Annotated in this window: 18 protein-coding genes and 1 riboswitch; of the genes, 6 read left to right on the top strand and 12 right to left on the bottom strand. The window is 58.8% G+C overall.

Annotated features, from left to right (window positions below; translation table 11 throughout):
• The 4 genes from ACZ1JM_RS17835 to ACZ1JM_RS17820 all read right to left on the bottom strand — a co-directional run bounded on the left by ACZ1JM_RS17835 (position 1) and on the right by ACZ1JM_RS17820 (position 6,592).
• Positions 1-2,136, bottom strand: coding sequence for a TonB-dependent receptor (locus ACZ1JM_RS17835; protein WP_465133679.1), 2,136 nt, complete (start codon positions 2,134-2,136; stop codon positions 1-3).
• Positions 2,137-2,361: 225 nt separating this feature from the next.
• Positions 2,362-2,605, bottom strand: a riboswitch (cobalamin riboswitch).
• 106 nt (positions 2,606-2,711) lie between these two features.
• Entirely contained in the window at positions 2,712-3,566 is an 855-nt protein-coding gene (asd, locus tag ACZ1JM_RS17830) for an archaetidylserine decarboxylase (RefSeq protein WP_465133678.1), read from the bottom strand.
• 107 nt (positions 3,567-3,673) lie between these two features.
• Positions 3,674-4,357, bottom strand: coding sequence for a DUF2490 domain-containing protein (locus ACZ1JM_RS17825; protein WP_465133677.1), 684 nt, complete (start codon positions 4,355-4,357; stop codon positions 3,674-3,676).
• Positions 4,358-4,465: 108 nt separating this feature from the next.
• Positions 4,466-6,592 carry a malate synthase G gene (locus tag ACZ1JM_RS17820; protein WP_465133676.1) on the bottom strand — a complete coding sequence of 709 codons (2,127 nt, stop codon included), beginning with the start codon at positions 6,590-6,592 and terminating at the stop codon, positions 4,466-4,468.
• Positions 6,593-6,731: 139 nt separating this feature from the next.
• On the opposite strand from ACZ1JM_RS17820, the gene ACZ1JM_RS17815 reads away from it, so the two are divergent.
• Positions 6,732-7,586, top strand: coding sequence for a LysR family transcriptional regulator (locus ACZ1JM_RS17815; protein WP_465133675.1), 855 nt, complete (start codon positions 6,732-6,734; stop codon positions 7,584-7,586).
• Between the two features lie 13 nt (positions 7,587-7,599).
• Here the strand turns inward: ACZ1JM_RS17815 and acs are convergent, their stop codons facing one another.
• The gene (acs, locus tag ACZ1JM_RS17810) at positions 7,600-9,519 is read right to left on the bottom strand and encodes an acetate--CoA ligase (protein WP_465133674.1); all 1,920 of its coding nucleotides are present in this window, start codon (positions 9,517-9,519) and stop codon (positions 7,600-7,602) included.
• A 240-nt stretch (positions 9,520-9,759) separates the two neighbouring features.
• Between acs and ACZ1JM_RS17805 the strand changes: the two genes are divergently transcribed.
• A complete protein-coding gene (locus tag ACZ1JM_RS17805) occupies positions 9,760-9,966 on the top strand; it encodes a hypervirulence associated TUDOR domain-containing protein (protein ID WP_465133673.1) in 207 nt (68 codons plus the stop codon).
• Positions 9,967-10,072: 106 nt separating this feature from the next.
• Here ACZ1JM_RS17805 and gstA read toward each other — a convergent pair whose 3' ends face one another.
• A complete protein-coding gene (gene gstA / locus ACZ1JM_RS17800) occupies positions 10,073-10,663 on the bottom strand; it encodes a glutathione transferase GstA (protein ID WP_465133672.1) in 591 nt (196 codons plus the stop codon).
• Between the two features lie 149 nt (positions 10,664-10,812).
• Here gstA and ACZ1JM_RS17795 point away from each other — a divergent pair, with 149 nt between their 5' ends.
• Both ACZ1JM_RS17795 and mprF read left to right on the top strand, forming a co-directional pair.
• Complete coding sequence (locus ACZ1JM_RS17795; protein WP_465133671.1) at positions 10,813-11,040, top strand: DUF3072 domain-containing protein; 228 nt, start codon at positions 10,813-10,815, stop codon at positions 11,038-11,040.
• A gap of 797 nt (positions 11,041-11,837) precedes the next feature.
• Positions 11,838-13,388: a bifunctional lysylphosphatidylglycerol flippase/synthetase MprF gene (mprF, locus tag ACZ1JM_RS17790; protein WP_465133670.1), complete on the top strand. Its 1,551-nt coding sequence runs from the start codon at positions 11,838-11,840 to the stop codon at positions 13,386-13,388.
• A gap of 134 nt (positions 13,389-13,522) precedes the next feature.
• On the opposite strand, the gene ACZ1JM_RS17785 is transcribed toward mprF, so the two are convergent.
• The 6 genes from ACZ1JM_RS17785 to ACZ1JM_RS17760 form a co-directional block, all read right to left on the bottom strand.
• Positions 13,523-13,924, bottom strand: a complete 402-nt coding sequence (locus tag ACZ1JM_RS17785; protein ID WP_465133669.1) for a hypothetical protein — start codon at positions 13,922-13,924, stop codon at positions 13,523-13,525.
• 58 nt (positions 13,925-13,982) lie between these two features.
• Positions 13,983-14,243: a DUF3253 domain-containing protein gene (locus ACZ1JM_RS17780; RefSeq protein WP_465133668.1), complete on the bottom strand. Its 261-nt coding sequence runs from the start codon at positions 14,241-14,243 to the stop codon at positions 13,983-13,985.
• 6 nt (positions 14,244-14,249) lie between these two features.
• Entirely contained in the window at positions 14,250-15,233 is a 984-nt protein-coding gene (locus ACZ1JM_RS17775) for a YihY/virulence factor BrkB family protein (protein WP_465133667.1), read from the bottom strand.
• Positions 15,234-15,324: 91 nt separating this feature from the next.
• Entirely contained in the window at positions 15,325-15,777 is a 453-nt protein-coding gene (locus ACZ1JM_RS17770; protein ID WP_465135124.1) for a tRNA (cytidine(34)-2'-O)-methyltransferase, read from the bottom strand.
• A 121-nt stretch (positions 15,778-15,898) separates the two neighbouring features.
• Positions 15,899-16,318 carry a hypothetical protein gene (locus ACZ1JM_RS17765; protein ID WP_465133666.1) on the bottom strand — a complete coding sequence of 140 codons (420 nt, stop codon included), beginning with the start codon at positions 16,316-16,318 and terminating at the stop codon, positions 15,899-15,901.
• Positions 16,319-16,673: 355 nt separating this feature from the next.
• On the bottom strand, positions 16,674-19,091 hold the full coding sequence (locus ACZ1JM_RS17760) for a TonB-dependent receptor (RefSeq protein WP_465133665.1): 2,418 nt from the start codon (positions 19,089-19,091) through the stop codon (positions 16,674-16,676).
• A 193-nt stretch (positions 19,092-19,284) separates the two neighbouring features.
• Between ACZ1JM_RS17760 and ACZ1JM_RS17755 the strand changes: the two genes are divergently transcribed.
• On the top strand, positions 19,285-21,867 hold the full coding sequence (locus ACZ1JM_RS17755; protein WP_465133664.1) for a TonB-dependent receptor: 2,583 nt from the start codon (positions 19,285-19,287) through the stop codon (positions 21,865-21,867).
• 5 nt (positions 21,868-21,872) lie between these two features.
• Positions 21,873-22,970: a glycerophosphodiester phosphodiesterase family protein gene (locus ACZ1JM_RS17750; protein ID WP_465133663.1), complete on the top strand. Its 1,098-nt coding sequence runs from the start codon at positions 21,873-21,875 to the stop codon at positions 22,968-22,970.
• Positions 22,971-22,982: the final 12 nt, after the last annotated feature.

Below are 22,982 nucleotides of genomic sequence, written 5' to 3'. Positions count from 1 at the left end.
CTACATGCTCATGTCGAGGCGAACGTCAAATCGCCGGGGGGCTCCCAGCAGCCATTGCGACGAACTGCTGCCGATGGAATAGATCTTGTCGAAAACATTGCTGACCCGTCCATCGATCGCCAACTTATCGCTGATGGTCCAGCGCAGGCCCAGGTCAATCACTTCATAGCCGGGCACCCGTAGCGTGTTGGCGTTGTCGGTGAAACGCGGCGCGACGAAACGGGCGGACACCCGCGCCTGCAATGGCTCAACGAAACGCCAGTTCGCCGAAATATTTGCCGTTTTGGTCGGAATACCCGGCGGCGTTTTGCCGGCACGGTCGATGACCACCCCGTTTACAACCTCCCCGAACTCCTTGAAGCGAGCCTTGAGCACAGTGCCATTGGCTTCGATCCCGAACGCGTCTGTGACCTGCACCGCAAGCGTCGCCTCTATGCCCCTCGACGTGCGCCTGCCGACCTGCTGCGTTATCAGGCGGTTCTCCGGATCAGGTGTCAGGAGGCGGCGCTTTTCTATGTCGAACAAGGCAACGGAGGCCGATCCGCGTCCGTCAAGGAAACGCTGCTTGACGCCCAATTCGAACTGGCGAGCAGGCGAAAGGCCGAAGTCCTTCTGCGCGTTCGAGGTAGTTATCAACGCGCTGATGGGATCGGTGCCAACCGTGAACGAACCATAGAGGGCGGTGTCGGCTGTCGGGTTCACCACTACCCCAACCCGACCCGAGCTGCTGTGATACTTGCGCTTAAAGCCGTTTGCCGGCGTGCGCGCATCAATGCGTTCGAGGTCGTACCAATCCTGCCGAAATCCCGCCACCAGCGAAAGCATTTCGCCAAGTTTAAGCTGGTCTTCCATGAACGCAGAATATTGGGTGGTCACCGTGCGGAAGCCAAGAGAAGTAGGCACAGGTGTGATGAAACCACCCGGCTCGAAATTGAACGGATCGACCACCGTGCTGCCGCCATAAGGCGAATTATTGATATGGCGAAACTTGATCCGATTGACGTCAAAGCCGACCAGTAACCGGTTTTCCACGTCTCTTCCCAACGGTGTCGTTACCGTTACATCGCCGCGATCGCCGATCTGATCCTGCCGATGGATGATGTTGAGATAGTCGCCTCGGGTGACCAGTCCGGTCGCTGGAGAAAACCGATAGCTTTCGGCATTCAGATAATCGCGATTCGAACTGAGGTAATAAGCCACGTTACGCAGTGTTAGCGCGTCGGATGCGTGCCACTCAGCAGACAGACGTGTCCAACTGTCACGGAAGTGATCCTGGTTGTTCGCGATGTTGAAGTTGATGAAACGCAAGCGCTTGTCGAACCGGCCAGCATTCAATGGTGTTCCGAAGTACGGCAGGATTTCTACGTCCCCATAATCGGACGCCAGCGTGAAATTGAGCGTTGACGTCGCATCCCAGCGTAGGGCGCCGGAAATGGCGATATTTTGGTTGTCGCTGTTGCGATCCAACCATCCATCGGATCTGCTGATGCTGGCGGCCAAGCGATAGGAAAGACCGCCACCCACGGGCCCACCCGCATCCGCCGCGATCTGCATCGTATTGTCCGAACCGTAGGCCACACGAGCCTGCATCACGTTGCGATCGGTCACAGGCTTTTTCATGATCACGTTGATGGCACCGCCGATGGCACCCTCGCCGGATATGACAGAGCTTGGACCCCGCAACACGTCGATGCGGTCCACCGTCCAGGGATCGACGGGAAAAGTTAAGGTGCCGGACGCCACGAACAGGCGGGTCCCGTCCACCAGAAGTTGGACCGACCCTTGGCCCGAAAACCCGCGCGCAGCCATTGCCGTGTTACCATTGCCAGGGGAGCCCTGAAACGTAAGGCCAGTAGCGCGGCTGACGGCTTCCTGGATGGAAAAATCCCCCCGCGCCCTGATCGCATCGCCGTCGAGGACCTCGATACTGGCGGGCGTCTCGAACACCGTGATGCCAAGACGGCTAGCGCTGCTTGCTGTGTCCAGCTGGTCCTGAGCGCGCAGGCCCGTTACGACAATGCTGTCTGCGGATGTGCTGTCGGCTTCCTCCGCACGAGCCGGCAAGCCTAGAAGCAGCGCGAAGACGGATGCGCCCGCCGCCAACTTACGATGGGCGGGCAATTGGATATTAGTCAAAGTTCATTCCCCCGTTCATGGACGCCGAAATCCTGCAGAAGCAGGCGGCGTAGCTGCAAGTTACGAACGGTAGGGGAGGCGTTTCGGCAACGTACCGAAACAGTTGCAACGCGGGAGCGCGGGCGCAACAACACCCGCCGGATCCCCCCGGCGCTGCGGCCCCTTGCCGCGCGGTCGTCGCTCAGACGGAGTACACCGTGCCTTGGCCATCCCCTGGACCCAGGCAAGAGCGACCGGACGCTGGCAGGTCTCCTGGCTTGCGGGTCATCGCACGATGCACGGCCTTCCCAGGCCTCGCAGGAGTTAGCGTCCGGCCCAGTGGCTGCGACAGGGCACCTTGGCCTGCCGCGAATATGCATCGCACTCACCGCTTACAGTTGCAGGGACAGCCTCGGCATCGAAGGGAAAACCCTTCTCACCGCGTTCCCTTTTAAGCTCCTTGCGAAGCACCAACGCGATCTTGCCCGCAGCTCAAAGAAGTTGCGGGCAGCTGCGGCTAGCGTTTCATTGCAAGATTGGCAAGATGTCTAGAGTAACCTTTTTAGAGCACTCGTCTCTTAGCGCGGTAAGGATATCTATCGTTCAGGACGGTTGCCCATGTACTCACCGAGACGGACATTTCGTTCTGGCGCCCACTGCGGATTAAACGTGATTGTGTCGGACGGGAACAGCATTACGATCGTCGACCCCAGCAAGAACCGGCCCATCTCCTCGCCCTTTGCGAGAACGATTTCCTGATCGGAATAGGTCCATTCCGCCATGGTGCCGGTACGCTTCGGATTGACGACCCCATGCCATACCGTCGCGATGCTTCCAACAATCGTGGCGCCCACAAGCACCATAACGAAAGGCCCGACATCGGCGGAATCAAACACGCAGACGACCCGCTCATTACGGGCGAAAAGCTTGGGTACACCCTGAGCGGTGGCGGGATTGACTGAGTACAGCGACCCCGGAACATAGATCATCCGCCTCAACCTGCCAGCGCACGGCATGTGCAACCGGTGGTAATCCTTTGGCGACAGGTACAAGTTCGCGAAGCTGCCGTGCCTAAACGGGACCGCCAGGGTTTGGTCGCCACCCACCAGTTCGGTGACGGTGAACCGATGCCCCTTTGCCTGGAGGATATGGTGGTCGTCCACTGCGCCAAACTGGCTGATCGCTCCATCCACGGGGCACACAAAGTCAGCGTCCGCCTGCGGTCGGACCCCCGGTTTCAGAGCACGAGTGAAAAAGTCGTTGAAGCTCTTGTAATGGCGTAGTTCAGGTTCCGCCGCCTCGGTCATGTCGACCTTGTACTTGCCGACAAACCACGAGATGAGGCCGGTCGTTAATCTGTCGGCCTGAGCGCGAGCTACACGGCCGGCAAAGGTCGTCAAGTGACGCTTGGGCAACAGATGCTGAAGCATCACTTTGAATCTGTACGACATCCGCCCCCCAAACGCTGAGCAGCCTCGCTCGCGATACTCCAAGGGGGACTTCACGCTTTTAAGCGATGCGGTCAACTGCCCGGGCTGTTTTTTGCATTCTCAGACGGTCAGAAACTCAAACTGAGAGACGCGGTTGCGACATTGTCATTGCTGTCGTCCGCATCCGGCCGAAAGCCATGCTGATGAAGATAGCCTACTTCCAAGCTCATCTTCTTGGTCAGGGCGGAGGTTACCGAAACCTGATTGCGCATTCGCTCTTCGCCCTGAACACGCTGGAAATTGGTCTTATTTAAGTCAATGAAGCTCTCATGGCTGAGCACCAGCGCGGTCTTTCCGCCCGGGTGGAAGGGCACGACATATTTGACGTAGGGGCGAACTCGGTACGCTGTACCATCAATGCCCTCGCGCCAACGCTCCTCGGTCCGTAGTCTGGCGCTGAGCTTGCCTGGCCCGATTTTTAGAAAATTGTCGAACGTGACCTGCTGGCGTGCACGATGCTCCATCACCGTGAAATGACCCGCTTCATAGTTGGGATCATGCGTATATCCCACCCAAACCGTTACTTTGTCCGCCACTTTCAACCCGATCATGGAGTTCATCTCCACTTCGTACAGCCCGTTGCGGTCATTGCTGAAACGCGACACCACCTCTTGAGAAAAGCGCCATTTGTCACTGAGCTTGATGGTGGCCGTACCGCCTACCCAAGCCTGTTCATCCTCAGATGCGCAGGCGGGCGCGACCGCCAGAAGACTGACGATCACGCCTGCTACCGATGCAACTCTCTGCTTCATCCCGCGTCACTCCGAATCTGTCGAAGCGCGGCGTATGACTTTTTGATGACACTTTCATGTCGTTTGTGACAACCGAATGTGTCTCACTGTTTCTGAGGCCGGTTGGACTTACGCCGGCAACGCGATCCCGTTCTGATCTTTTGCTTTGAGCCGAAAGGCATGAAGCAGAGGCTCCGTGTAACCATTGGGCTGCGATGTCCCCTTGAACACCAAGTCCCTCGCCGCTTGATAAGCCACGCTGTTCGCCTCATTTCCGGACATCGGGACATAATTCGGGTCGCCCGCATTCTGCTCGTCGACCTTGGCCGCCATCTTTTGAAACGCGGCATCGACTTGCTCCTCGGTTGCGATGCCGTGCAGGAGCCAGTTGGCAATATGCTGGGAAGATATGCGCAAGGTCGCACGGTCTTCCATCAGACCAACGTCATGAATGTCCGGAACCTTGGAACATCCGATTCCCTGGTCGATCCAACGCACGACATAGCCCAAAATTCCCTGAGCGTTGTTTTCCAGTTCCTGCTCGATCTCCTCTGACGACCAGTTGCGGCCACTTGCCACCGGTATCGTAAGAAGATCAGACAGGGACGCCACCGGTTCATCAGCACGTTGCGCCTGCCGGGCAAAAACATCGACCTTATGGTAGTGAGTGGCATGCAGGACCGCAGCAGTTGGCGATGGCACCCAGGCCGTACTTGCGCCCGATTTCGGATGACCGATCTTCTGTTCCAGCATATCAGCCATCCGATCCGGGGCTGCCCACATCCCCTTGCCGATCTGCGCCTTGCCGGAAAATCCAGCAGCCAGCCCGATCTGGACATTTCGGTCTTCATAGCTGGTCAGCCAAGAGCTGCTTTTCATCTCACCTTTGCGGATCATCGGGCCTGCGTGCATCGAGGTGTGCATCTCGTCACCAGTGCGATCGAGGAAGCCGGTGTTGATGAAGAATATGCGGTTTTTCACCGCGGCGATGCACGCAGCCAAGTTGGCCGACGTACGCCGTTCCTCATCCATGACACCGACTTTGAGAGTGTGACGGGCAAGCCCCAGCAAGTCTTCGATCGCATCGAAAAGATCGTTGGTGAACGCCGCTTCTTCCGGCCCATGCATCTTGGGCTTCACGATATAGACGGAACCGCTGCGGCTATTTCCACACTCGCCCGAGCCGTTGAGATCGTGCATCGCGATAAGGCTGGTGACGATGCCGTCGAGGATCCCTTCGGGTGCTTCGCCACCATCCGACAGGAGTACCGCAGGCGTGGTCATCAGGTGCCCGACGTTGCGAACCAGAAGCAGACTGCGCCCAGCAAGAGTAATCTCCGCGCCATCAACCGCCTTGTATTGACGGTCAGCATTCATGCGGCGAGTCATGAAGCCCTCGCCTTTGGCAAATGTCGCTTCCAGATTTCCTCGCATCAACCCCAGCCAGTTGGCATACCCGGCAATCTTTTCTTCAGCATCGACTGCGGCGACGGAGTCTTCCAGATCGCAGATCGTCGTAAGCGCTGATTCCAGGATTACGTCCGAAATGCCCGCCGGATCATTCTTGCCGATCGGATGGTCGCGATCGAACACCACTTCGATGTGAAGGCCATTGTTGCGGAACAAATAGCCGTTTGCCGACGTCCCGATCAGTTGCTCCGGCTTCTTCAGCGTCATCGCTTCAGGTCCGGTAAGCGTGGCCCATCCGCCGGTGGCGAGGGGCACGGCTTCATCGAGGAATGTTTTGGCCCATGCGATGACCTTTGCACCGCGCTCGGCATCGTAACCCTTTGCGGAACTTGGTGCCTCCAGTGCATCCGTACCATAAAGCGAGTCATACAAACTGCCCCAACGGGCATTGGCCGCGTTCAGCAGGAAGCGGCTGTTGAGGATAGGAACTACGAGCTGCGGACCTGCCGTGCTGGCGATCTCTGGATCCAATGATCCTGGGGCGATCTGGAAGGGTGCGGGTTCGTCGGTTAAATAGCCGATCTGACGGAGAAACGATTGATATTCGTCCGCATCGATCACCCCGCTAGCGCGTTCATGATGCCACGCATCGATTTGCGACTGCAGCGCATCCCGCTTGAAAAGCAGATCACGATTTCGGGGAGCAAAACGCTCAAAAAGGTTGGCGGCGCCTGACCAAAACTCGGCGGTATCCAAGCCCGTACCCGAGAGGGCTTGCTCTTCAATGAAGGCAGCCAGGTCTTGATCAACTTTAAGGCCTGCACGTGTCACCATCCGGTCCATCATGTCGCTCCTGTTATATTTCGAACTTCGGTATAGCTCGATTGCCCCCGGATTGCCTTGATCATCGGAAGAAATCACGTAATTTCAGTTTTTCTTCCAGAGAAAAGATGTGGACCCTGATCTAACTTTATTTGTGCGAGTGATGGAAGCTGGCAGCATGAGTGCCGCTGCTAGAAACCTCGGTATATCGCCGGCGATGGTGTCAAAACGCGTGGCGCGTCTAGAATCCCGGCTTGGCGTGCGCTTGCTTGATCGTACGACACGAACGCTGGACGCCACGGCACGCGGAAGGCGCTTTTTCGAAGATCTCGTCCAGATACTCGAAACTATTTCCAAAGCTGAAGCGCGAGCCACGGATGGCACCGCCGTGCCGGAAGGTCCGTTGAGGATAACCGCCCCGACTTCTTTCGGTCGTCTCCACCTTGCCCCCTGCATCGAACCCTTCCTTCAATTGTTCCCCGGTGTCGATCTGTGGGTCGAGCTGTCTGATGGGTTCACCGACATTTTGCGCGACAACTTCGATCTGGCGATCCGCATCACGTCAGTTCCGTCGCCGTCATTGGTCGCACACCGCCTGGCAGAGAATAGCCGGGTTCTCTGCGCTTCACCTGGATATCTGAAATCCCACGGCACCCCCGCATCGATGTCAGATCTCGGGAAACATAATTTCCTGGCTGCCGATGGCCAAAGTCCATGGCAGCTGATTGGCCCGGATGGGCGACTAAGCCTTGATGTCAAAAGTCGCGTCAGAACCAACAGCAGCGAATTGATACGTGAACTGACCGTGGCTGGATCGGGAATAGCCCTGAGGTCGTTGTGGGACGTGAGCGAAGAGCTCGCCAGTGGCGATCTGGTCAGGGTGCTGCCAGACGTGCGTGGATCGGACCGCGCGGGTATCTATGCCGTCCATCCGCGCGGACGGTTATCCTCCGGAGCGGCCGCACTTCTGGAATTTCTGCGCCAACGATGGACGCCCGACCCATTCCGTGAAGAATGACCGCCCGATCTGATCAGGCCGCTGGCTTCGGCTCGCCCTGAACCTGACGATTGGCGACGAGGTCATCGACCACGGCGGGATCGGCGAGGGTTGATACATCGCCTAGGGCACCGGTTTCGTTTTCGGCGATCTTGCGCAGGATGCGGCGCATGATCTTGCCGGAGCGGGTCTTGGGCAGGCCGGGAGCGAACTGGATGGCGTCGGGCGTGGCGATCGGGCCGATTTCGCGGCGGACCCAGTCGCGCAAGGTGCGGCGCAGCGCATCGTCGCCTTCGATCCCGGCGTTGAGCGTGACATAGGCGTAGATGCCCTGCCCCTTCACATCATGCGGGAAGCCGACAACGGCCGCCTCCGCCACCTGATCGTGAAGCACGAGCGCGGACTCCACCTCGGCGGTGCCCATCCGGTGACCTGACACATTGATCACGTCATCGACGCGGCCTGTGATCCAATAATAACCGTCCTCGTCCCGCCGGGCTCCGTCGCCGGTGGTGTAGACATTTGGGAAGGCGCGGAAATACGTCTCGAAGAAGCGCTTGTCGTCGCCCCACACCCCGCGCATCTGCCCGGGCCAGCTGCGCTTGATGACAAGGTTGCCCTCCACCGCGCCGTCCAGTTCACGCCCGTCGTTGTCGAGCAGCGCCAGTTCGACGCCGAAGAACGGCAGTGTCGCCGATCCGGGCTTGAGCGGAGTGTCCGGCAGCGGCGTGATCATGTGCCCGCCGGTTTCGGTCTGCCACCATGTGTCGATGACCGGGCAGCGCCCATCGCCCACGACATCATGGTACCAGCGCCACGCTTCCGGGTTGATCGGCTCGCCCACCGTGCCCAGCAGGCGCAGCGACGCGCGGCTGGTTGCGGTCACGAAGCCGTCACCTTCCTTCATCAGCGAGCGCAGAGCCGTGGGCGCAGTGTAGATCGTCGCGACCTGATGGCGATCGACGACTTCCCAGATGCGGCTGGGCGTCGGCCAGTTCGGCACGCCTTCGAACATCAGCGTGGTCCCGCCGTTGGCGAGCGGACCGTAGACGATATAGCTGTGCCCGGTGATCCAGCCGATATCAGCAGTGCACCAGAACACTTCGGGAGCGCGATAGTCAAACACCGTGGCATGGGTCATCGCCGCCCACAGCAGATAGCCGCCGGTTGTATGGACCACGCCCTTGGGCTTGCCGGTGGAGCCGGAGGTGTAGAGGATGAACAACGGATCCTCGGCCGCCATCGGCTCGGGATCGCAATCCGGCTCCGCCTTTGCCGCCAGCGGCGCATAGAAATGATCGCGCCCGTCCTGGATCGCGACATCCGCGCCGGTCGCCTGCACCACCAGCACCGTCTCGATGTGTTTGGTGATCTGCGCCGCTTCATCGACGTAGGCCTTGAGGGGCACCCGCTTGCCCCCTCGCCGACCCTCGTCGGCGGTGATGACGATCCGGCTCTCGCAATCCTCGATCCGCCCGGCCAGCGCTTCGGGCGAGAAACCGCCGAAGATCACCGAGTGCACCGCGCCGATCCGCGCGCAGGCGAGCAGCGCGAACGCCGCTTCCGGGATCATCGGCATGTAGATCGTGACGCGGTCGCCTTTGGCGACGCCCAGCCCCTTCAGCACATTTGCAAAGCGGCAGACCTGTTCGTGCACCTGGCGATACGTGAAGCTACGCGATGCCTCGCCCGGCTCGTCCGGCTCCCACAGGATCGCAGTCTGCTCGTCCCGTTCGGCCAGATGCCGGTCGATGCAGTTGGCCGAGACGTTGAGCACCCCGTCCGCAAACCAGCGAATGCGAAAGTCATCCTCGGCAAACGAGCTATCGCCCGCCTCCGTCGGCGCTGTCAACCACTCCAGCCGCGATGCCTGGTCAAGCCAGAACGCATCAGACTGTTCAAGGGAACCTGCATATGCTGCATCCCGGTCATTGATTTCCAAGGTATGCGGCATCTGCGTCTCCTCTTATATCTGATTTTGCGGTTCGCGGGGTCTGCCGCGTCACCGCAGTGCTCTGCTATGGGCTAGTTAATAATGCTAGAGGTTTACGACAATGCATTTCGCCACGCCGCGACTTTGTCGATGACATGCGCGCTAAATAAAACGGATTACCTCTGATTTGGGACAAAGTGCTAAAGGCTCTGAAAACTCTTTATGCCGACGGGTGTTCTCCAAATGAAGGAGACACATGCGATGGCAAAGTCATTAAAAGCAGGCGACGCGGTTAGCTGGAAAAGCCACGGCGGAGAAGCGCATGGCGAAGTCGTGAAGAAGCTGACCAAGCCGACCACGATAAAAGGACATAAGGTAGCTGCTTCCAAAGATGATCCAGAATATCTGGTGAAGACCGATGAAGGCAAGCGAGCTGCTCATAAACCTGAGGCACTGCACAAGAAATGAGCCAGCCGGAGTGGCTTGCCGCTATATTGAAAACGGGAATAAAACTAAGAGCGCTAGGGAAATCCGGCGCTCTTAGTACATATTTTCGGTCAGTTAATCAGTCCAGTCAGCCGATACCTTCACTGCCCAACGCCGTCTTGACCGCTTCACGACCGGATACGCGATCGAAATAAGCTTGTAGTGCAGGGGAGATATCCATTTTGACCTTTTTCGTTGCCCAGAAGATCATCACAAACAGATAACAATCAGCTAAACTGAAGTCGCCGAGCAGGTAGCCGTCGTCTTGCAATGCCGGTTCGAAGAATGCGAACCGCTTGGTTAGTACCTCGCGAGCGGCTTCCTTTTCAGCGGCCGTTGCATCAGGCTTGAAAAACGGCTTGAAATTCTTGTGCAACTCAGTCGAGATGTAGGCGAGCGCTTCAAGAATACGAAATCGCTGCATGCTATCGGCAGGGACCAGCTTGCCTGACCGATCCGCGATATAGCTCAGTATTGCTATGTTTTCAGTGAGTATACAACCGTCCTCCAGCTCTAGCGCCGGCACATAGCCTTTGGAATTGATGGATTTGAAATCAGCACCGCTTTCGGTTTTCTGCGCCTTCAGGTCTACTTTTTCAATTTCAAACGACAGTCCGCTTTCGACCAAGGCTATATGGTCGGCAAGGCTGCATGCCCCAGGTGCATAGTAGAGTTTCATGCTATCTCTCCTTGTTGTTCCTGCAGCTTTATCTGCCCCGGTACCGCCAACGCGGGTTTGCCCCTTACGGTTGCAACAAGGTCGATGAAGGGAACCTTTTCAGCACCAACTATGTTACGCTAGAACAAAAAGAGAACTAAGGTGATGACATGACTGATCAGCCCCACAACCCCAAAATGGATGAACATCCCGGTTCTAATACCGAAAAATCGCCGGACAATTGGGTGTCTGGTCACGATCCGATGACCGGAGCGCAGGCTTCCTATCTAACCACTCTTTGTGAGGAAGCGGGAGAGGAACTTCCTTCCTCAGACCTCGACAAGGCAGAAGCATCAAAACGTATAGATGCTTTAAAGACTAAGCTTCGGCGCGATTGACAGGCAGTTTCTAAAAGGGCGCTCGTAAAGAGATTGAGCGCCCTGTCCTGCCAGACTTTTGCGCATTCGGCCGGCCATTTTCATGACCAAAACTTAATACAGCGAATAGCATCGCTTTATACGCGTCCTTCTATGCCGTCTGATGCGATCTACGATCGTGTGGCGCAATGTACATGCGCCTGTTTCAGAGGGTGCGGGACATGACGCCGATTTTCTTTGATCCCAGCGGACGTAGGGGGTGCTCCGCACGCCGCTTGGTCGGGCTGGCTCTTACGCTCATCATCATAGCCGCGATCGCATTTGCGAGCACACTGATGTCCGTGCCGCGAGGGCGGGGTCAAGACTACAGGACAAGGGCGATGGCAGGGTCAGGTTTACGTACCCGCGATGGGGCGGACATTTATTCAACGATAACGCAAATTGATCCGCAGCACCTGAAGATCGGGGTCGTGATGCTGATCGCGATCGCGACACTGTTGGTGGGTCCGGACCGAAAGGCAGAACTCTTTCCCTAAGCAAGTGGTCGCTGCCCATTCCGGGCTTCGATCTCGCGCTGACGCAGATCGCCGTCGTCGTCACAGACCTTGCGGCTGCAAGCGGCGCACTGTTCCTGTTGGTTCCTAAAGTGCACCTGTCCGACTGGCCGGTATTCTTCGTAGGCTATACGCTGGCGATCATCATCGTTCTGGTGACGCATGTTCCGGGCGGCATTGGCGTGTTCGAGGCGGTGATGGTGGCATCCTTTCGCGGCGACCTTCCGCGGCGCACAAGCCTTCGCCTCCGGGCTTGCTCCCACCATGATCTCGGTGCTGGTCTTTCTGGGCGGGATGGTGCTGCTCGTCTCGGGGTCGCTTCCAGCCCTGCAGTCGCGCACAAAGACTCTGGTCGAACTGCTCCCTCTTCCGTTCATGGAAGCGTCGCATATGGCAGCAAGCCTGGCAGGGGCCGCATTGCTGGTGCTTGCTCCGGGCCTATACAAGCGACTGGACGGCGCGTTTTGGTTGACGCGGCTCGTGTCGCTTGCGGGCGCTGTGTTCTCGCTGTCCAAGGGTCTGGATTACGAGGAAGCGACGGTGATGCTGGTCATCGCCGGACTTCTGCAATGGACCCGGCCGGCATTCTACCGCCGCACAAAGTTCACCGCCGATGCCCTCACGCCCGGATGGTTGGCAACCGTGGCCATTGCTATCGGCCTTTCCATCTGGATTGGCTTTTTCGCGTACAAGCACGTCGCTTATAATAATGACCTGTGGTGGCACGTCGCCCAGAAAGACGACCCATCCAAATTTCTGCGGGCCAGCTTCAGTGTGGCCGTATTTCTGGTTGCGGTGGCGTTCTGGCGCCTGCTCAGACCGGCGTCGGCACGGCCCGCCGCAGGCAGCACTTCAGAGATGCCCGGCACCGAGATGCTCGCGCTTGCGGATCGTACCGACGCCAATCTGGCCTACACAGGCGACAAGCAATTCCTGGTGTCCGCTTCGGGTCAATGCTTCGTGATGTACGCGATCCAGGGACATAGCTGGATCGTCATGGGCGATCCTGTCGGCATCAAGGCTGAATGGGACGATCTTCTATGCCAATTGCGCGAGCAAGCCGATGCCGCGCAAGGCCGTCTGATTCTGTACCAGATCAGCCTCGATGTGTTGCCGATCGCCATCGATCTTGGCCTTCAGATCGTAAAGTACGGCGAAGAGGCACTGATCGATCTCCACAGCTTCACTCTGGAGGGCCCGGCGGCAAAACAGTTGCGATATGCCGATCGCCGCGCGGTCCGCGATGGAGCCATCTTCGAGATTATTCCCGCAGCGCGGTTGCCTGAGATAATGGAAGAGTTGGAAGCGATATCCACACGCTGGCTTCGATCAAAAGGCAATCGGGAAAAAGGGTTCAGCATCGGTCGTTTCGAACAAGATTACGTGAGCAGATTCGACTGCGCCGTTGTCAAAGTCGGTGGACGGATCGTAGCTTTTGCCAACATCTGGAAAACCGCGAACAAAACAGAGCTTTCCACTGACCTTATGCGCCATGACGACGAGATGCCTTATGGCACGATGGATTACCTGTTTCTTCACCTGATCCTGTGGGGAAAAAGCGAGGGCTACGGTCGGTTCAACATCGGCATGGCGCCGCTCGCAGGCCTTGAGGCGAGGCGTCTGGCACCGCTCTGGTCCAAACTCGGTTCATTGCTCTACAAGCATGGCGAGGCGTTCTATGGCTTTGAAGGACTTCGCGCTTACAAGGACAAGTTCTCGCCGATGTGGGAGCCGCGCTTCATCGCGGGACCACAGGGCCTTTCAATGGGCCGAGGATTGATGGATCTTCAGGCATTGGTAGGGTCCATAAAGTAGCCGACAATACACCTGAATACCATCGCCGCACAACATCGCAGCACGGCTGCGTCCTGATCGGCAGACTAACGCTGATACACCATTTGATGGCTCGGTCGTATACACGGTCGCGCCATCAAATGCCTTAGCGCAGATCAGTCCCCTGTCGCCCCAGTGCGATAATAGCTTTCAGCGGCGTTGGCATCCTGGATGTCGTAAGAGAACCACGCGCTTTCGCCGTGATCATACACCTGAACCATCCCATCGGCTACATTGGCTTCATAGAAATGCGAAGAGAGGCGATCATATCCTTTCGCGGTGTTGCCTGCCACTTCGCACGAAAAATATGCCTTATCACGCTCGTCGAACAACTCTGGCAACGTACCACCGAATTTAGCGCCCCGGCTTTCATCGAAGCCCCGAATACGGTCGCCCCTTACCTCCGACGCTATCCGCCGGTCCTGTCCGGCTGAGTGGTCGTAAACGCCCGCGACTTTCTTGCCGGTGACGAAACTGAAGGCGGAAGCGGCAATTATGGCGCGAGTATGTGGATTCATACCATCCACTAGGCACTCCGAACGTCAAAAGATCAACCCGTCATCCTGCGCAGATAAGTCACTTTCTGTTGCGACCGATCCGATATGGCCCGGATCGGCGATCAAGCCGACTGCCTTTCCAGCTGAGATCGATCAGTCCTTCAACCAGCAGTTCATCAACTGCCTCGTGAACTTCCGGCATCACGCTCCGCCATTCCCTTGCCTGCTGATCAGGGCCTTGTGCGACAAGCGCCCGCGCCACCTCGCTGGGACACACAGTCGCGCCGTCTCGTCGCGAATGCAAAAGGCGTAGTGTCAGATCTTTTGCGACGGCAGACATCAAGGCTCAACCAGATTGGGACGGCACCGCCGGGTCAACCATTGTATCGGCCGCATAAGCGCCGCGTGAACCCATGGGGCGGTCGTGGCCGGTGGTTGTATCCTTCTCCGTCTGCCGCTCTATCTCACAGTTGAATTCCGCACCAAGCAAGAGCGCGTAAGCGGACAGATACAGCCATGTGAGCAAGACCATCGCCGCACCAAGCGACCCATAGGTCGCATCGTAGTTGCCGAAGTTGGCGACATACATGCCAAACCCGAAGGTGATCAGCATCCATGACACCGATGCGAAGATGGACCCGGGGCTAAGCCACTTCCATTTGGCATGCTCCCGGTCCGGCCCGTAGCGGTACACCACAGCTGCCAGCCCGACACCTACCGCTCCCACCAGCAGATAGGAGATCAGCGTGCCGATAGTCGTTACATTTGACGGTGCGGCGGGGAACAGGCTGTTCAGGCTGGCCATCGCCGCGATCGCCATCATGGCCAGGATCGCTACCACAATGCTCCCCGTCGCGATGCCGAGCGTCAGCAAATTAAGGCGCACGAAGCTGCGTGTCTCGCTTTCATCATAAGCAATGTTCAGGGCCGTAATCAGCGCAGACGCCCCTTTCATCACACCATATAATGCGATGGCCAGAGCCACGATCAGGCCGATCCCTTTCTTGCCGTCCGACGAGTTGACCACATTGGCAAGCTGCTCTCCGATCAGCCGCGCCGCGTCTTCCGGCATCATCGCGGTCAGGGACCCGATGTTGGCCGACACGGTTTCCGGCGTGGCGATCAACCCATAAGTCAACACAATGGCACCCAATGTGGGTACCAAAGCAAGCACAGCGCAGAACGCCACGCCAGACGCAATCAGCCCCAGATTGTCTTCGCTGGCTTCCTTCCAGCTACGGATTGCGATCTGCTTCCACCCGGCGGCGGGAATAACTGTCGGTCGGTCTGCATCGTTTCCGTAGTTATCAGCGGTAGGCGTGATGGGCATTCAAAAGGCTCCCTGTTCAAGGAGCCAACCAGTCGATCAGCGAACCGTTCCGTAAAAAATGATGGCTACGCCGGACAAGCTTAGGGCGGCGTCAGGCGGGTAGGCTGCCAGACTGACGTAGCGCTTCACCAAGTGCGATAGCAGCGGACATCGCCAGGTTCATCGAACGAACCTGCGGGCGCATGGGCAGGCGTACCCGTGCATCGCATACGTCTGACACGAATGCCGGAACCCCTGCACTCTCTTTTCCGAATAGCAGCACATCGTCGACCTCGAACCGAAAATCAAAGGCAGATCCGGAGCCTTTGGTAGTGAACAATATCAGCCTGCGCGCACCGATCTTTTCCCTGAAAGCTTCGAAACTGACATGACGCTCGACCGTGACGTGATCAATGTAGTCCATCGCGGCCCGGCGCACCCTTCTGTCTTCCCAAGTAAATCCCATCGGCTCGATCAGATCGACTTCCACGCCCATGCACGCTCCCAGGCGCAATATGGCGCCGACATTTCCGGCGATCTCAGGTTCGAAAAGAGCAATCCGCATCATCGCTCCCTGCCGCCATGTCCCCATAGATGCAATACGCGACATGCTGGTGAACAGCCCTTAACTCACGACAAGAAAAAGGGAGCGTAAAGCCCCCTTTTCCTCATACCTGATTAAAGGATTACTGACCCATACCGCCCGAGGTAGAGGTGCCCGAGGTGGTGCCGGTTCCCATACTGCCGGTTGTGGTCCCAGTCGTGCCGCCCATGGTGTCGGTCGATCCGTCAGACCCGGACATGGTTCCTTCGGTGTCAGATGTCGAACCGGTAGCGGTCCCAGATGGCGCAGTCTTGCCGCCATGACGACCACTATGTTTGGTCCGATCGTTCTTGCGGGTTGTGGTCGTTGTCCCTGTGGACGGAGCAGGATCCATCGTGGAGCCTTGCGCTGTGGGCCCATTGCCCATCGGGTTGTTGCTGGTTCCGGGGTTGGTCCCAGTCCCGGGGTTGGTTGTGGTAGTCGTGGTGCCCGTGGTTTGAGCCATCGAAGCAACCGGAATCATGCCAACCGACAAGGCGACGGCGATCGCAAGCTTATTCATGCAAACTCTCCTGTGAACGGCAGATGCGCTCTGCCTTACACGTCACAAGCGCTTGCCGACCCATTCCAGTTGCAACCAACCAGACCTTTTGTTTGAAGAACGGGGCAAGCTGAAAGCAGATGTAGCTCAACGGAGTATTTCTTTGGATTTCCCGCTTAATTAAAGATCGTTTCTATACATTTAGCTTCATTCCAGATCCGCTGCGGGTGTGCTGCCTAATAATTCGACATAGGCGCGTCCGACTTTCTCTGTGGTATCGCAACGGCGGCAACGAATTGTCGAACCACCTGAGCTACGTTGGTGATTGCGCCCTGTCATTTTGATGCCGCCGTCACCTGACGACGCCCTCTTCCGCTTACATCTTGGCGGTCAGCGTCAGCACCGCAGAACGCGCGTCACCGGGCGTTGCCCATCCGTTGTTGCGGATGCGGGTGAAGTACAGCTTGTCGCCGATGTTCTTGACGTTCAGTTGCGCCGACAGATTTGGAGAGAAGTCGTACGCCAGATAGCCCTGATGAATCAGAAAGTCATCGGAACGAACCGCTGCTGCAGTCGGCGTGGCGGCGGTCAGCAGGAAGCTGCCCTGATAGGTAAAGCCATAGCCGATCGTCAGCCCGAACGGCAGGCGATAGGTGGTGAATAGGCTGGCGGAGTGCTTGGGGGTCTGCGGGAGGTACTGCCCGGCGCCTGGGTTGGGGTTGGCGGGCGTATTGGTGCAGGCGCCGGTGCCGGGATTGGCAAGGCAATTGTCCGAAACTGACTGCAACAGCTTGGCCTTCAGGTACGTGTAGTTTGCCGTGACTGTCCAGGCCGGAGTGATGGTGCCCGACGCGCCAAGGGCGATGCCATCCACGCGGGACTTCCCGTCGAGTTGCTGGTTCGGCACCGTCGGGTCACCGGAAACGACGGCGTACTTGTCACGCTCGTTGCGGAAAGCGGCTGCGGTCAACAGCAGGCCACCGTCGAACAGTTCGGCCTTAGCGCCGATCTCGTAGTTCTTCGCGGATTCCGGGTTGATGTTGCAGGTTGTGTTGGGGACGCCGGGCGTGTCGGCCGTGCACGATCCGTTGACCGAGTTCTTCGACGGCGTGCGCGAATTGCCATAGGCGGCATAAAAGCTCACCGCCTCCACCGGCTTGTAGTTCAGACCGACGCGGTAGGAAAACAGCGTGTCAGCGTTGCGCGCCTCGGTTCCGGCAGCCGTGACGCTGCCCAGACCAACCGGGCTTCCGTTGACCGTGCATCCACCCACGGTGGTGCAGATGGTATCAGCGCGGCTGGTGCCGACGTTACGCTCGATGCGGGCACCACCGCTTAGCTCGAACTTGCCGAGCTTCATCGTGTCGAACAGGTAACCCGCGACGTTGGTCTGCTCTCCGATGGTGTGGCCCGCGCGGATGAAGTTCACCGGTCCGACATAGATGTTGCTGCCGTACGTGAACGAAGCGCTTGGTGGCCCCACGACGACATCGCTTGGGTTGCCAATGTTGACCAGCGGGTAAGGGTTGTAAACAACCGCTCCGTTCGCGGCGCGAAGCGAGTTGCCGGTGAACAGGTCATACTTTTCCCAGGTCGCCGCACCACCGATATTGAGCGTGTGTTCGATGGTGCCGGTGTTGAAAACCGCTTTGATATCGAGCTGATCGAACATCAGTTGGTTGCGGGTGTCCCGTGTGTTCCCGCGTGGCCCGCCGATCAGGTAGTATCCTGCCGGGACCGTACCTGCTGCAACCGTGCAGCTTCCGCCGGTGGGCGTGCGATTGGTATCGGCCAGGCAATAAGTGCCCTGCGGCGGACTGACCCGCGTCAACTGGCGGGAATCCTGCCAGCGCGCGAGATTGCGGATGGATACAGTATCGCTGAACTCATGCTCGAAGATGGCGGTCAGCTGGTCGACGTTGATCCGCTGTTTGTCGACGTTGCGGTAGCCGAAGTAGTCGCTGCGATCGACGCCGGGAACAATGCTGCCGCCGTAATAAGGCACGCCGTATTGCGGGACATTGTTATCTTCCTGATGCCAGTATTGCAGCGTCAGGCGCGTGGGGCTGTCGATGCCGATCGTCACCGAAGGCGCGACACCCCATCGCTTGTAGTTGTCGACATCACGGCCCGGAACGTCATTTCGATGCCACATGGCGTTTAGACGGAACGCCACCAGATCGTTGACCCGCTTGTTCAGGTCAACCGTAGCACGATAATAGTTGTCGGTGCCGATCCCGGCAGTCGCGACATAGGCATCTTCCGCCTTGGGCCGCTTGGTGACGATGTTGATGTTGCCGCCTACCGAACCGGCGCCCGAGATCACCGAGTTCGCCCCGTTGGTGACTTCGATCTGATCGAGATTAAACGAATCCGTCCGCGTGATCTGCGCGCTGTCGCGAACCCCATCGATGGTGATGTCGTTGGCTGCGCTATATCCGCGGAAGGTGATGTTGTCGCCAGGGCCAGTGCCGCCCTCACCCGCGCCGAACGTGATGCCGGGAACGGTTGAAAGCACGTCACGCAGCGTAAGCAGGTTCTGCTGCTCGATCACTTCGTTGCTGAGAACCGTGATCGTCTGCGGCGTGTCGCGGACAGGACGCGTGCGCTTGGGGGATTCCAACCGACGACCTGGAACGTCCTCCAATACGGTGTCCGAAACGGTTACCCCGCCAAGGCTACGCTCGGCCGGAACATCCTGCGCCAGAGAAGCAACCGGCGCAAAGGCGGGCGCGATGCAGGACAGGGCCAAGAACGTGCGGCGGGCAGCCGAATGGGACGGCGTAGTAGGCATGGTATTCCCCCTTGGAAGTGACTGACGCGCTGATATTGAGAGTCACTCGCACTAGCAAGAGGTTTTGTTCATCTTTTTGCACACTGCCGTCGTATCGTCACCAAAGGTAAGTCAAACCGCCACGATGCTTGTCTAACCGACCGTTCACCAAGGCGACTCCACCGCCCGGAAAGGTTTAGGGAAAAGACAATCCATGACGGCAATTCGATCGGCATCCGCCGCCGCGCGCTGGGCGATGCTCGCAGGATCCGCCCTTTCGCTGTGCACCGCGACACAGGCTATGGCGCGCGACGACGCGGCTGACGCAACTGCTGCAGCCGATGCGGAAAGCGCCGCCGATGCCGGTTCGATCATCGTCACCGGTGCGAAGTCGACCCGTTCGGCCACCGCCATTTCCGAAGCGGAGATTCAGAAGATCCTGCCCGGCGTATCACCCCTGAAAGCTATTCAGACCCTGCCCGGCGTGCTGTACATCACCGCCGATCCCAGGGGTAACAACGAGCAGAACGCCCAGATCTTCGTCCACGGTTTCGCCGGCAACCAGCTTGGCTATACGATGGATGGCATCCCCTTGGGCGACCAAAGCTATGGCAACTACAACGGCCTGTCGCCGCAGCGCGCGGTCATTTCCGAGAACGTTGCGCGCGTCGTCGTGGCGACCGGCGCGGGCGATCTCGCCACCGCCTCCAACAGCAACCTTGGCGGCACGGTCGAAACATTCTCATCCGATCCGCAGGCCGAATTCGGCATCCGGGCTGCGCAGACCGTGGGCAGCTATGATACGTCCAGAACGTATGTGCGTATCGATAGTGGCGACATCGGTGGCGGCAATTCCGCCTACATTTCCGGCGTCCGCCAAAGGGCGCGGGCCTGGGATTTCAACGGCATTCAGAAAGGCTGGCAGGCCAACGCCAAGTTCGTCCACGACGACGATGCCGGCAAGCTGACGCTCTATTTCGACTACAACGACATGACTCAGCCGAACGAGGACGCGACCGTGTTCTTCAAGCCCTCGGCAGGCGGCACGGCTACTGCGGCTCAGTTGTTCACCCCGTATACCAAGCCTTTCTTCTACCCGGATTTCGACACGTACCGGACCAGCTACCTTAGCCCGCTCGGCAACTCTCCGGCGGCCGAAGGCAGCAACTATCGCAATTATTACTCTGACGCCCAGCGTACCGATTACCTCGGTTACGTCCGCTATGATGCGCGGCTGTCGGACAAGATCACCTGGTCGACCACCGGCTATTACCACCACAACAACGGCGTCGGCGTCGTCGCGGGTCCGCTCGGCCAGTCGATCACGACGGCGCAAGCATACCTCGATCCCAATTACGCCACCCTTCCCAGCAACTGCCGCTTTACCGCGAACGCCAACGGCATCCGCCCCGCTGCATGCACCACTCTCACAAGCGCACAGGCAGCGGCGTCCGGAGCAGCTCTGGTGGCGGCAAGCGGCGGATCGGGGATGATTACCCGCACCACCGAATACCGCATCGACCGTGCGGGCGTGATCTCTGCCGCAACCATCGAACTTGATCGCCACACCATCGAATTCGGCGGCTGGTTCGAACACAACAGCACGACCCAATGGCGCCGCTGGTACGCGGTTCCTGTGACCAACCCGGGCTTGAGCACGCCATACGTGCGCCCGCGGGAAGTCATGGATCCGCTGTTCACCCAGTATCAGGGCGAAGCGCGGATCAAGCAGTTGCAGCTGCATATCCAGGACACCTGGCAGGTGAACGACCAGTTGCTGGTGCAGGGCGGTTTCAAGCCCAGCGCGCAATGGGCAAGCGGGCGCTTCCCGGTGCAGCCCAAAGTCGGCTCGCTGGGCGGAACGACAGCGCTGCCCGAGGGCAAGATCAATACCCGGAACTGGTTCCTGCCAGCATTCGGCGCGACGTATGATTTTAACGGGCATGAACAGGTGTACTTCAACGTCCAGAAGAACCTGCGGCAGTATCAGGCCTATCTCGCGGGCGGCGGCGGCCCCTGGTTCACGGGAAGCCAGGCGGCGTTCGATGCCTTCGCCGACGAGGGCAAGCCGGAAACCAGCTGGACCTATGAAGCGGGACTGCGCACCAATCGCACGTTCGACAACGGCATCGCCATCCAGGCGCAGGTCAACTACTACCACGTCGATTTCAGCAACCGCCTCCTCGCCATCCCGACCAATCCGGGCGGCATTGCCGGCAGCGGCATCACCGGTGGCACGTCCACGCTCGTCAACGTCGGTGACGTGAAAACGGACGGCGTCGATGCCGCCCTCACCGTGCGCTTTGGCAACACGTTTTCGCTTTACAACGCGGTGTCGTACAACCTGTCGAAGTATCAGAACGACTATACGTCGACCGCGCTTGGCATTGGAGCGGCAACCGACAGCTGCATCGGCGGTTTCGTCGTCACCGGAGGCATCGTGCCGACGTGCGGCAAGCAGCTGCCCGGCACCCCAAAGTGGATGAACAAGACGGTGGCGACCCTGAACGTCGGCCCCTTCGAAGTGCAGGCCATCGGCGACTATGTCGGCCGTCGGTTCGCCACGTTCACCAACGACGCCAGCGTATCATCGTATTTCCTGACGTCGCTGCGCGTCGCCGGGCGGGTACCTGAAGGAACGCTGCCGTTGAGCAAGGTGGAACTGGCGCTCAACGTCACGAACCTGACCGACAAGAAAGGCGTCTCCACCCTTTCGATCGGATCGGCCACGAACAGCTATTCGGCCTATCCGATCGCGCCGCGCCAGTGGTTCCTGACGCTTTCGGCGGCTTATTGATCGCCATGTTCTCCCGGCGGACAACGATGATCGGCGGCGCGGCGCTTGCCTGCGCCGCTGCCCTTCCGGCAACGGCCGCGCCGAAACGGCCTGCCCGCCCGCTGGTAATCGGTCACCGCGGCGCTTCGGCGCTGCGGCCCGAGCATACGCTTGGCGCTTATGCCAAGGCGATCGAGGATGGCGCGGACTTTATCGAGCCCGACCTGGTGGCGACGAAGGACGGCGTGCTGGTCGCCCGCCACGAAAACAACATTGCCGAGACAACCGACGTTGCGGCGCAATCGCGCTTTGGCGACCGACGCAAGACCAAGGTTATCGATGGCCTGCCGGTGATCGGCTGGTTCACAGAGGATTTCACGCTAGCCGAACTGAAGCAGCTACGAGCATGCGAGCGGCTTAAGACGATGCGATCCGAAAGCCGATCCTACGATGGTGCCTTCCAGATCGTCACCTTCGAGGAAATCGTCGATTTTACCGCTGCCGAAGCTGCCGCGCGCGGTCGGCCAATCGGGCTCATCCCCGAACTGAAGCACAGCACCTATTTCACCGGGATCGGCCTTGCGCTGGAACCGCGCCTTCTCCCGATGTTCGAGCGCGACGGCTATCTGCGCCGAGCCCCCATCGTCCTGCAGTCGTTCGAAGTCGGCAACCTCAAGGCGCTACGATCGAAGATCTCCCGTTTCGCGAACGTCCAACTGATGCAGTTAATCGATGCTCCTCAGCGAGCGCCCTACGATCTCGTGGCGGCGGGCAAAAAACAGACCTATGCCGACATGCTGTCAGCCAACGGACTTGCAGAAATCGCCACATATGCGGACTGGCTGGCGCCCCCCATCCGAGCCTACATTCCGCTAGATGCATCGGGCAAGCTGGCCGCATCGACCGGGCTTGCCGCCGCCGCTCAGCGCGCGGGCTTGCTGGCGGGTACTTGGACGTTCCGTCCCGAAAACCGTTTTCTTGCTGCCAATTTTCGCGACGACGGGGGCGACGACACGCGTAATACGAATGGCAGCATCACAGAAATGCGCCGCTATCTGGCAGAAGGGCTGGACGGCATCTTCACCGACGACCCGAAACTCGGGTGCATGGCGCTGGAAGCGTAAAGGAAGGGGACG

The sequence above is a fragment of the Novosphingobium sp. BL-S-24 genome (genome assembly GCF_055521575.1).
Note: the sequence above shows the minus strand (reverse complement) of the source record. Positions and strands in the feature narration are given on the sequence as shown.

What these genes read in the sequence shown, in the direction of transcription:
- asd (WP_465133678.1), bottom strand. Translation starts at nt 3,566, where the DNA reads ATGTCGTACAGATTCAAAGTGATGCTTCAGCATCTGTTGCCCAAGCGT.
- ACZ1JM_RS17825 (WP_465133677.1), bottom strand. Translation starts at nt 4,357, where the DNA reads ATGAAGCAGAGAGTTGCATCGGTAGCAGGCGTGATCGTCAGTCTTCTG.
- ACZ1JM_RS17820 (WP_465133676.1), bottom strand. Translation starts at nt 6,592, where the DNA reads ATGATGGACCGGATGGTGACACGTGCAGGCCTTAAAGTTGATCAAGAC.
- ACZ1JM_RS17815 (WP_465133675.1), top strand. Translation starts at nt 6,732, where the DNA reads ATGGAAGCTGGCAGCATGAGTGCCGCTGCTAGAAACCTCGGTATATCG.
- acs (WP_465133674.1), bottom strand. Translation starts at nt 9,519, where the DNA reads ATGCCGCATACCTTGGAAATCAATGACCGGGATGCAGCATATGCAGGT.
- ACZ1JM_RS17805 (WP_465133673.1), top strand. Translation starts at nt 9,760, where the DNA reads ATGGCAAAGTCATTAAAAGCAGGCGACGCGGTTAGCTGGAAAAGCCAC.
- gstA (WP_465133672.1), bottom strand. Translation starts at nt 10,663, where the DNA reads ATGAAACTCTACTATGCACCTGGGGCATGCAGCCTTGCCGACCATATA.
- ACZ1JM_RS17795 (WP_465133671.1), top strand. Translation starts at nt 10,813, where the DNA reads ATGACTGATCAGCCCCACAACCCCAAAATGGATGAACATCCCGGTTCT.
- mprF (WP_465133670.1), top strand. Translation starts at nt 11,838, where the DNA reads ATGATCTCGGTGCTGGTCTTTCTGGGCGGGATGGTGCTGCTCGTCTCG.
- ACZ1JM_RS17785 (WP_465133669.1), bottom strand. Translation starts at nt 13,924, where the DNA reads ATGAATCCACATACTCGCGCCATAATTGCCGCTTCCGCCTTCAGTTTC.
- ACZ1JM_RS17780 (WP_465133668.1), bottom strand. Translation starts at nt 14,243, where the DNA reads ATGTCTGCCGTCGCAAAAGATCTGACACTACGCCTTTTGCATTCGCGA.
- ACZ1JM_RS17775 (WP_465133667.1), bottom strand. Translation starts at nt 15,233, where the DNA reads ATGCCCATCACGCCTACCGCTGATAACTACGGAAACGATGCAGACCGA.
- ACZ1JM_RS17770 (WP_465135124.1), bottom strand. Translation starts at nt 15,777, where the DNA reads ATGCGGATTGCTCTTTTCGAACCTGAGATCGCCGGAAATGTCGGCGCC.
- ACZ1JM_RS17765 (WP_465133666.1), bottom strand. Translation starts at nt 16,318, where the DNA reads ATGAATAAGCTTGCGATCGCCGTCGCCTTGTCGGTTGGCATGATTCCG.
- ACZ1JM_RS17760 (WP_465133665.1), bottom strand. Translation starts at nt 19,091, where the DNA reads ATGCCTACTACGCCGTCCCATTCGGCTGCCCGCCGCACGTTCTTGGCC.
- ACZ1JM_RS17755 (WP_465133664.1), top strand. Translation starts at nt 19,285, where the DNA reads ATGACGGCAATTCGATCGGCATCCGCCGCCGCGCGCTGGGCGATGCTC.
- ACZ1JM_RS17750 (WP_465133663.1), top strand. Translation starts at nt 21,873, where the DNA reads ATGTTCTCCCGGCGGACAACGATGATCGGCGGCGCGGCGCTTGCCTGC.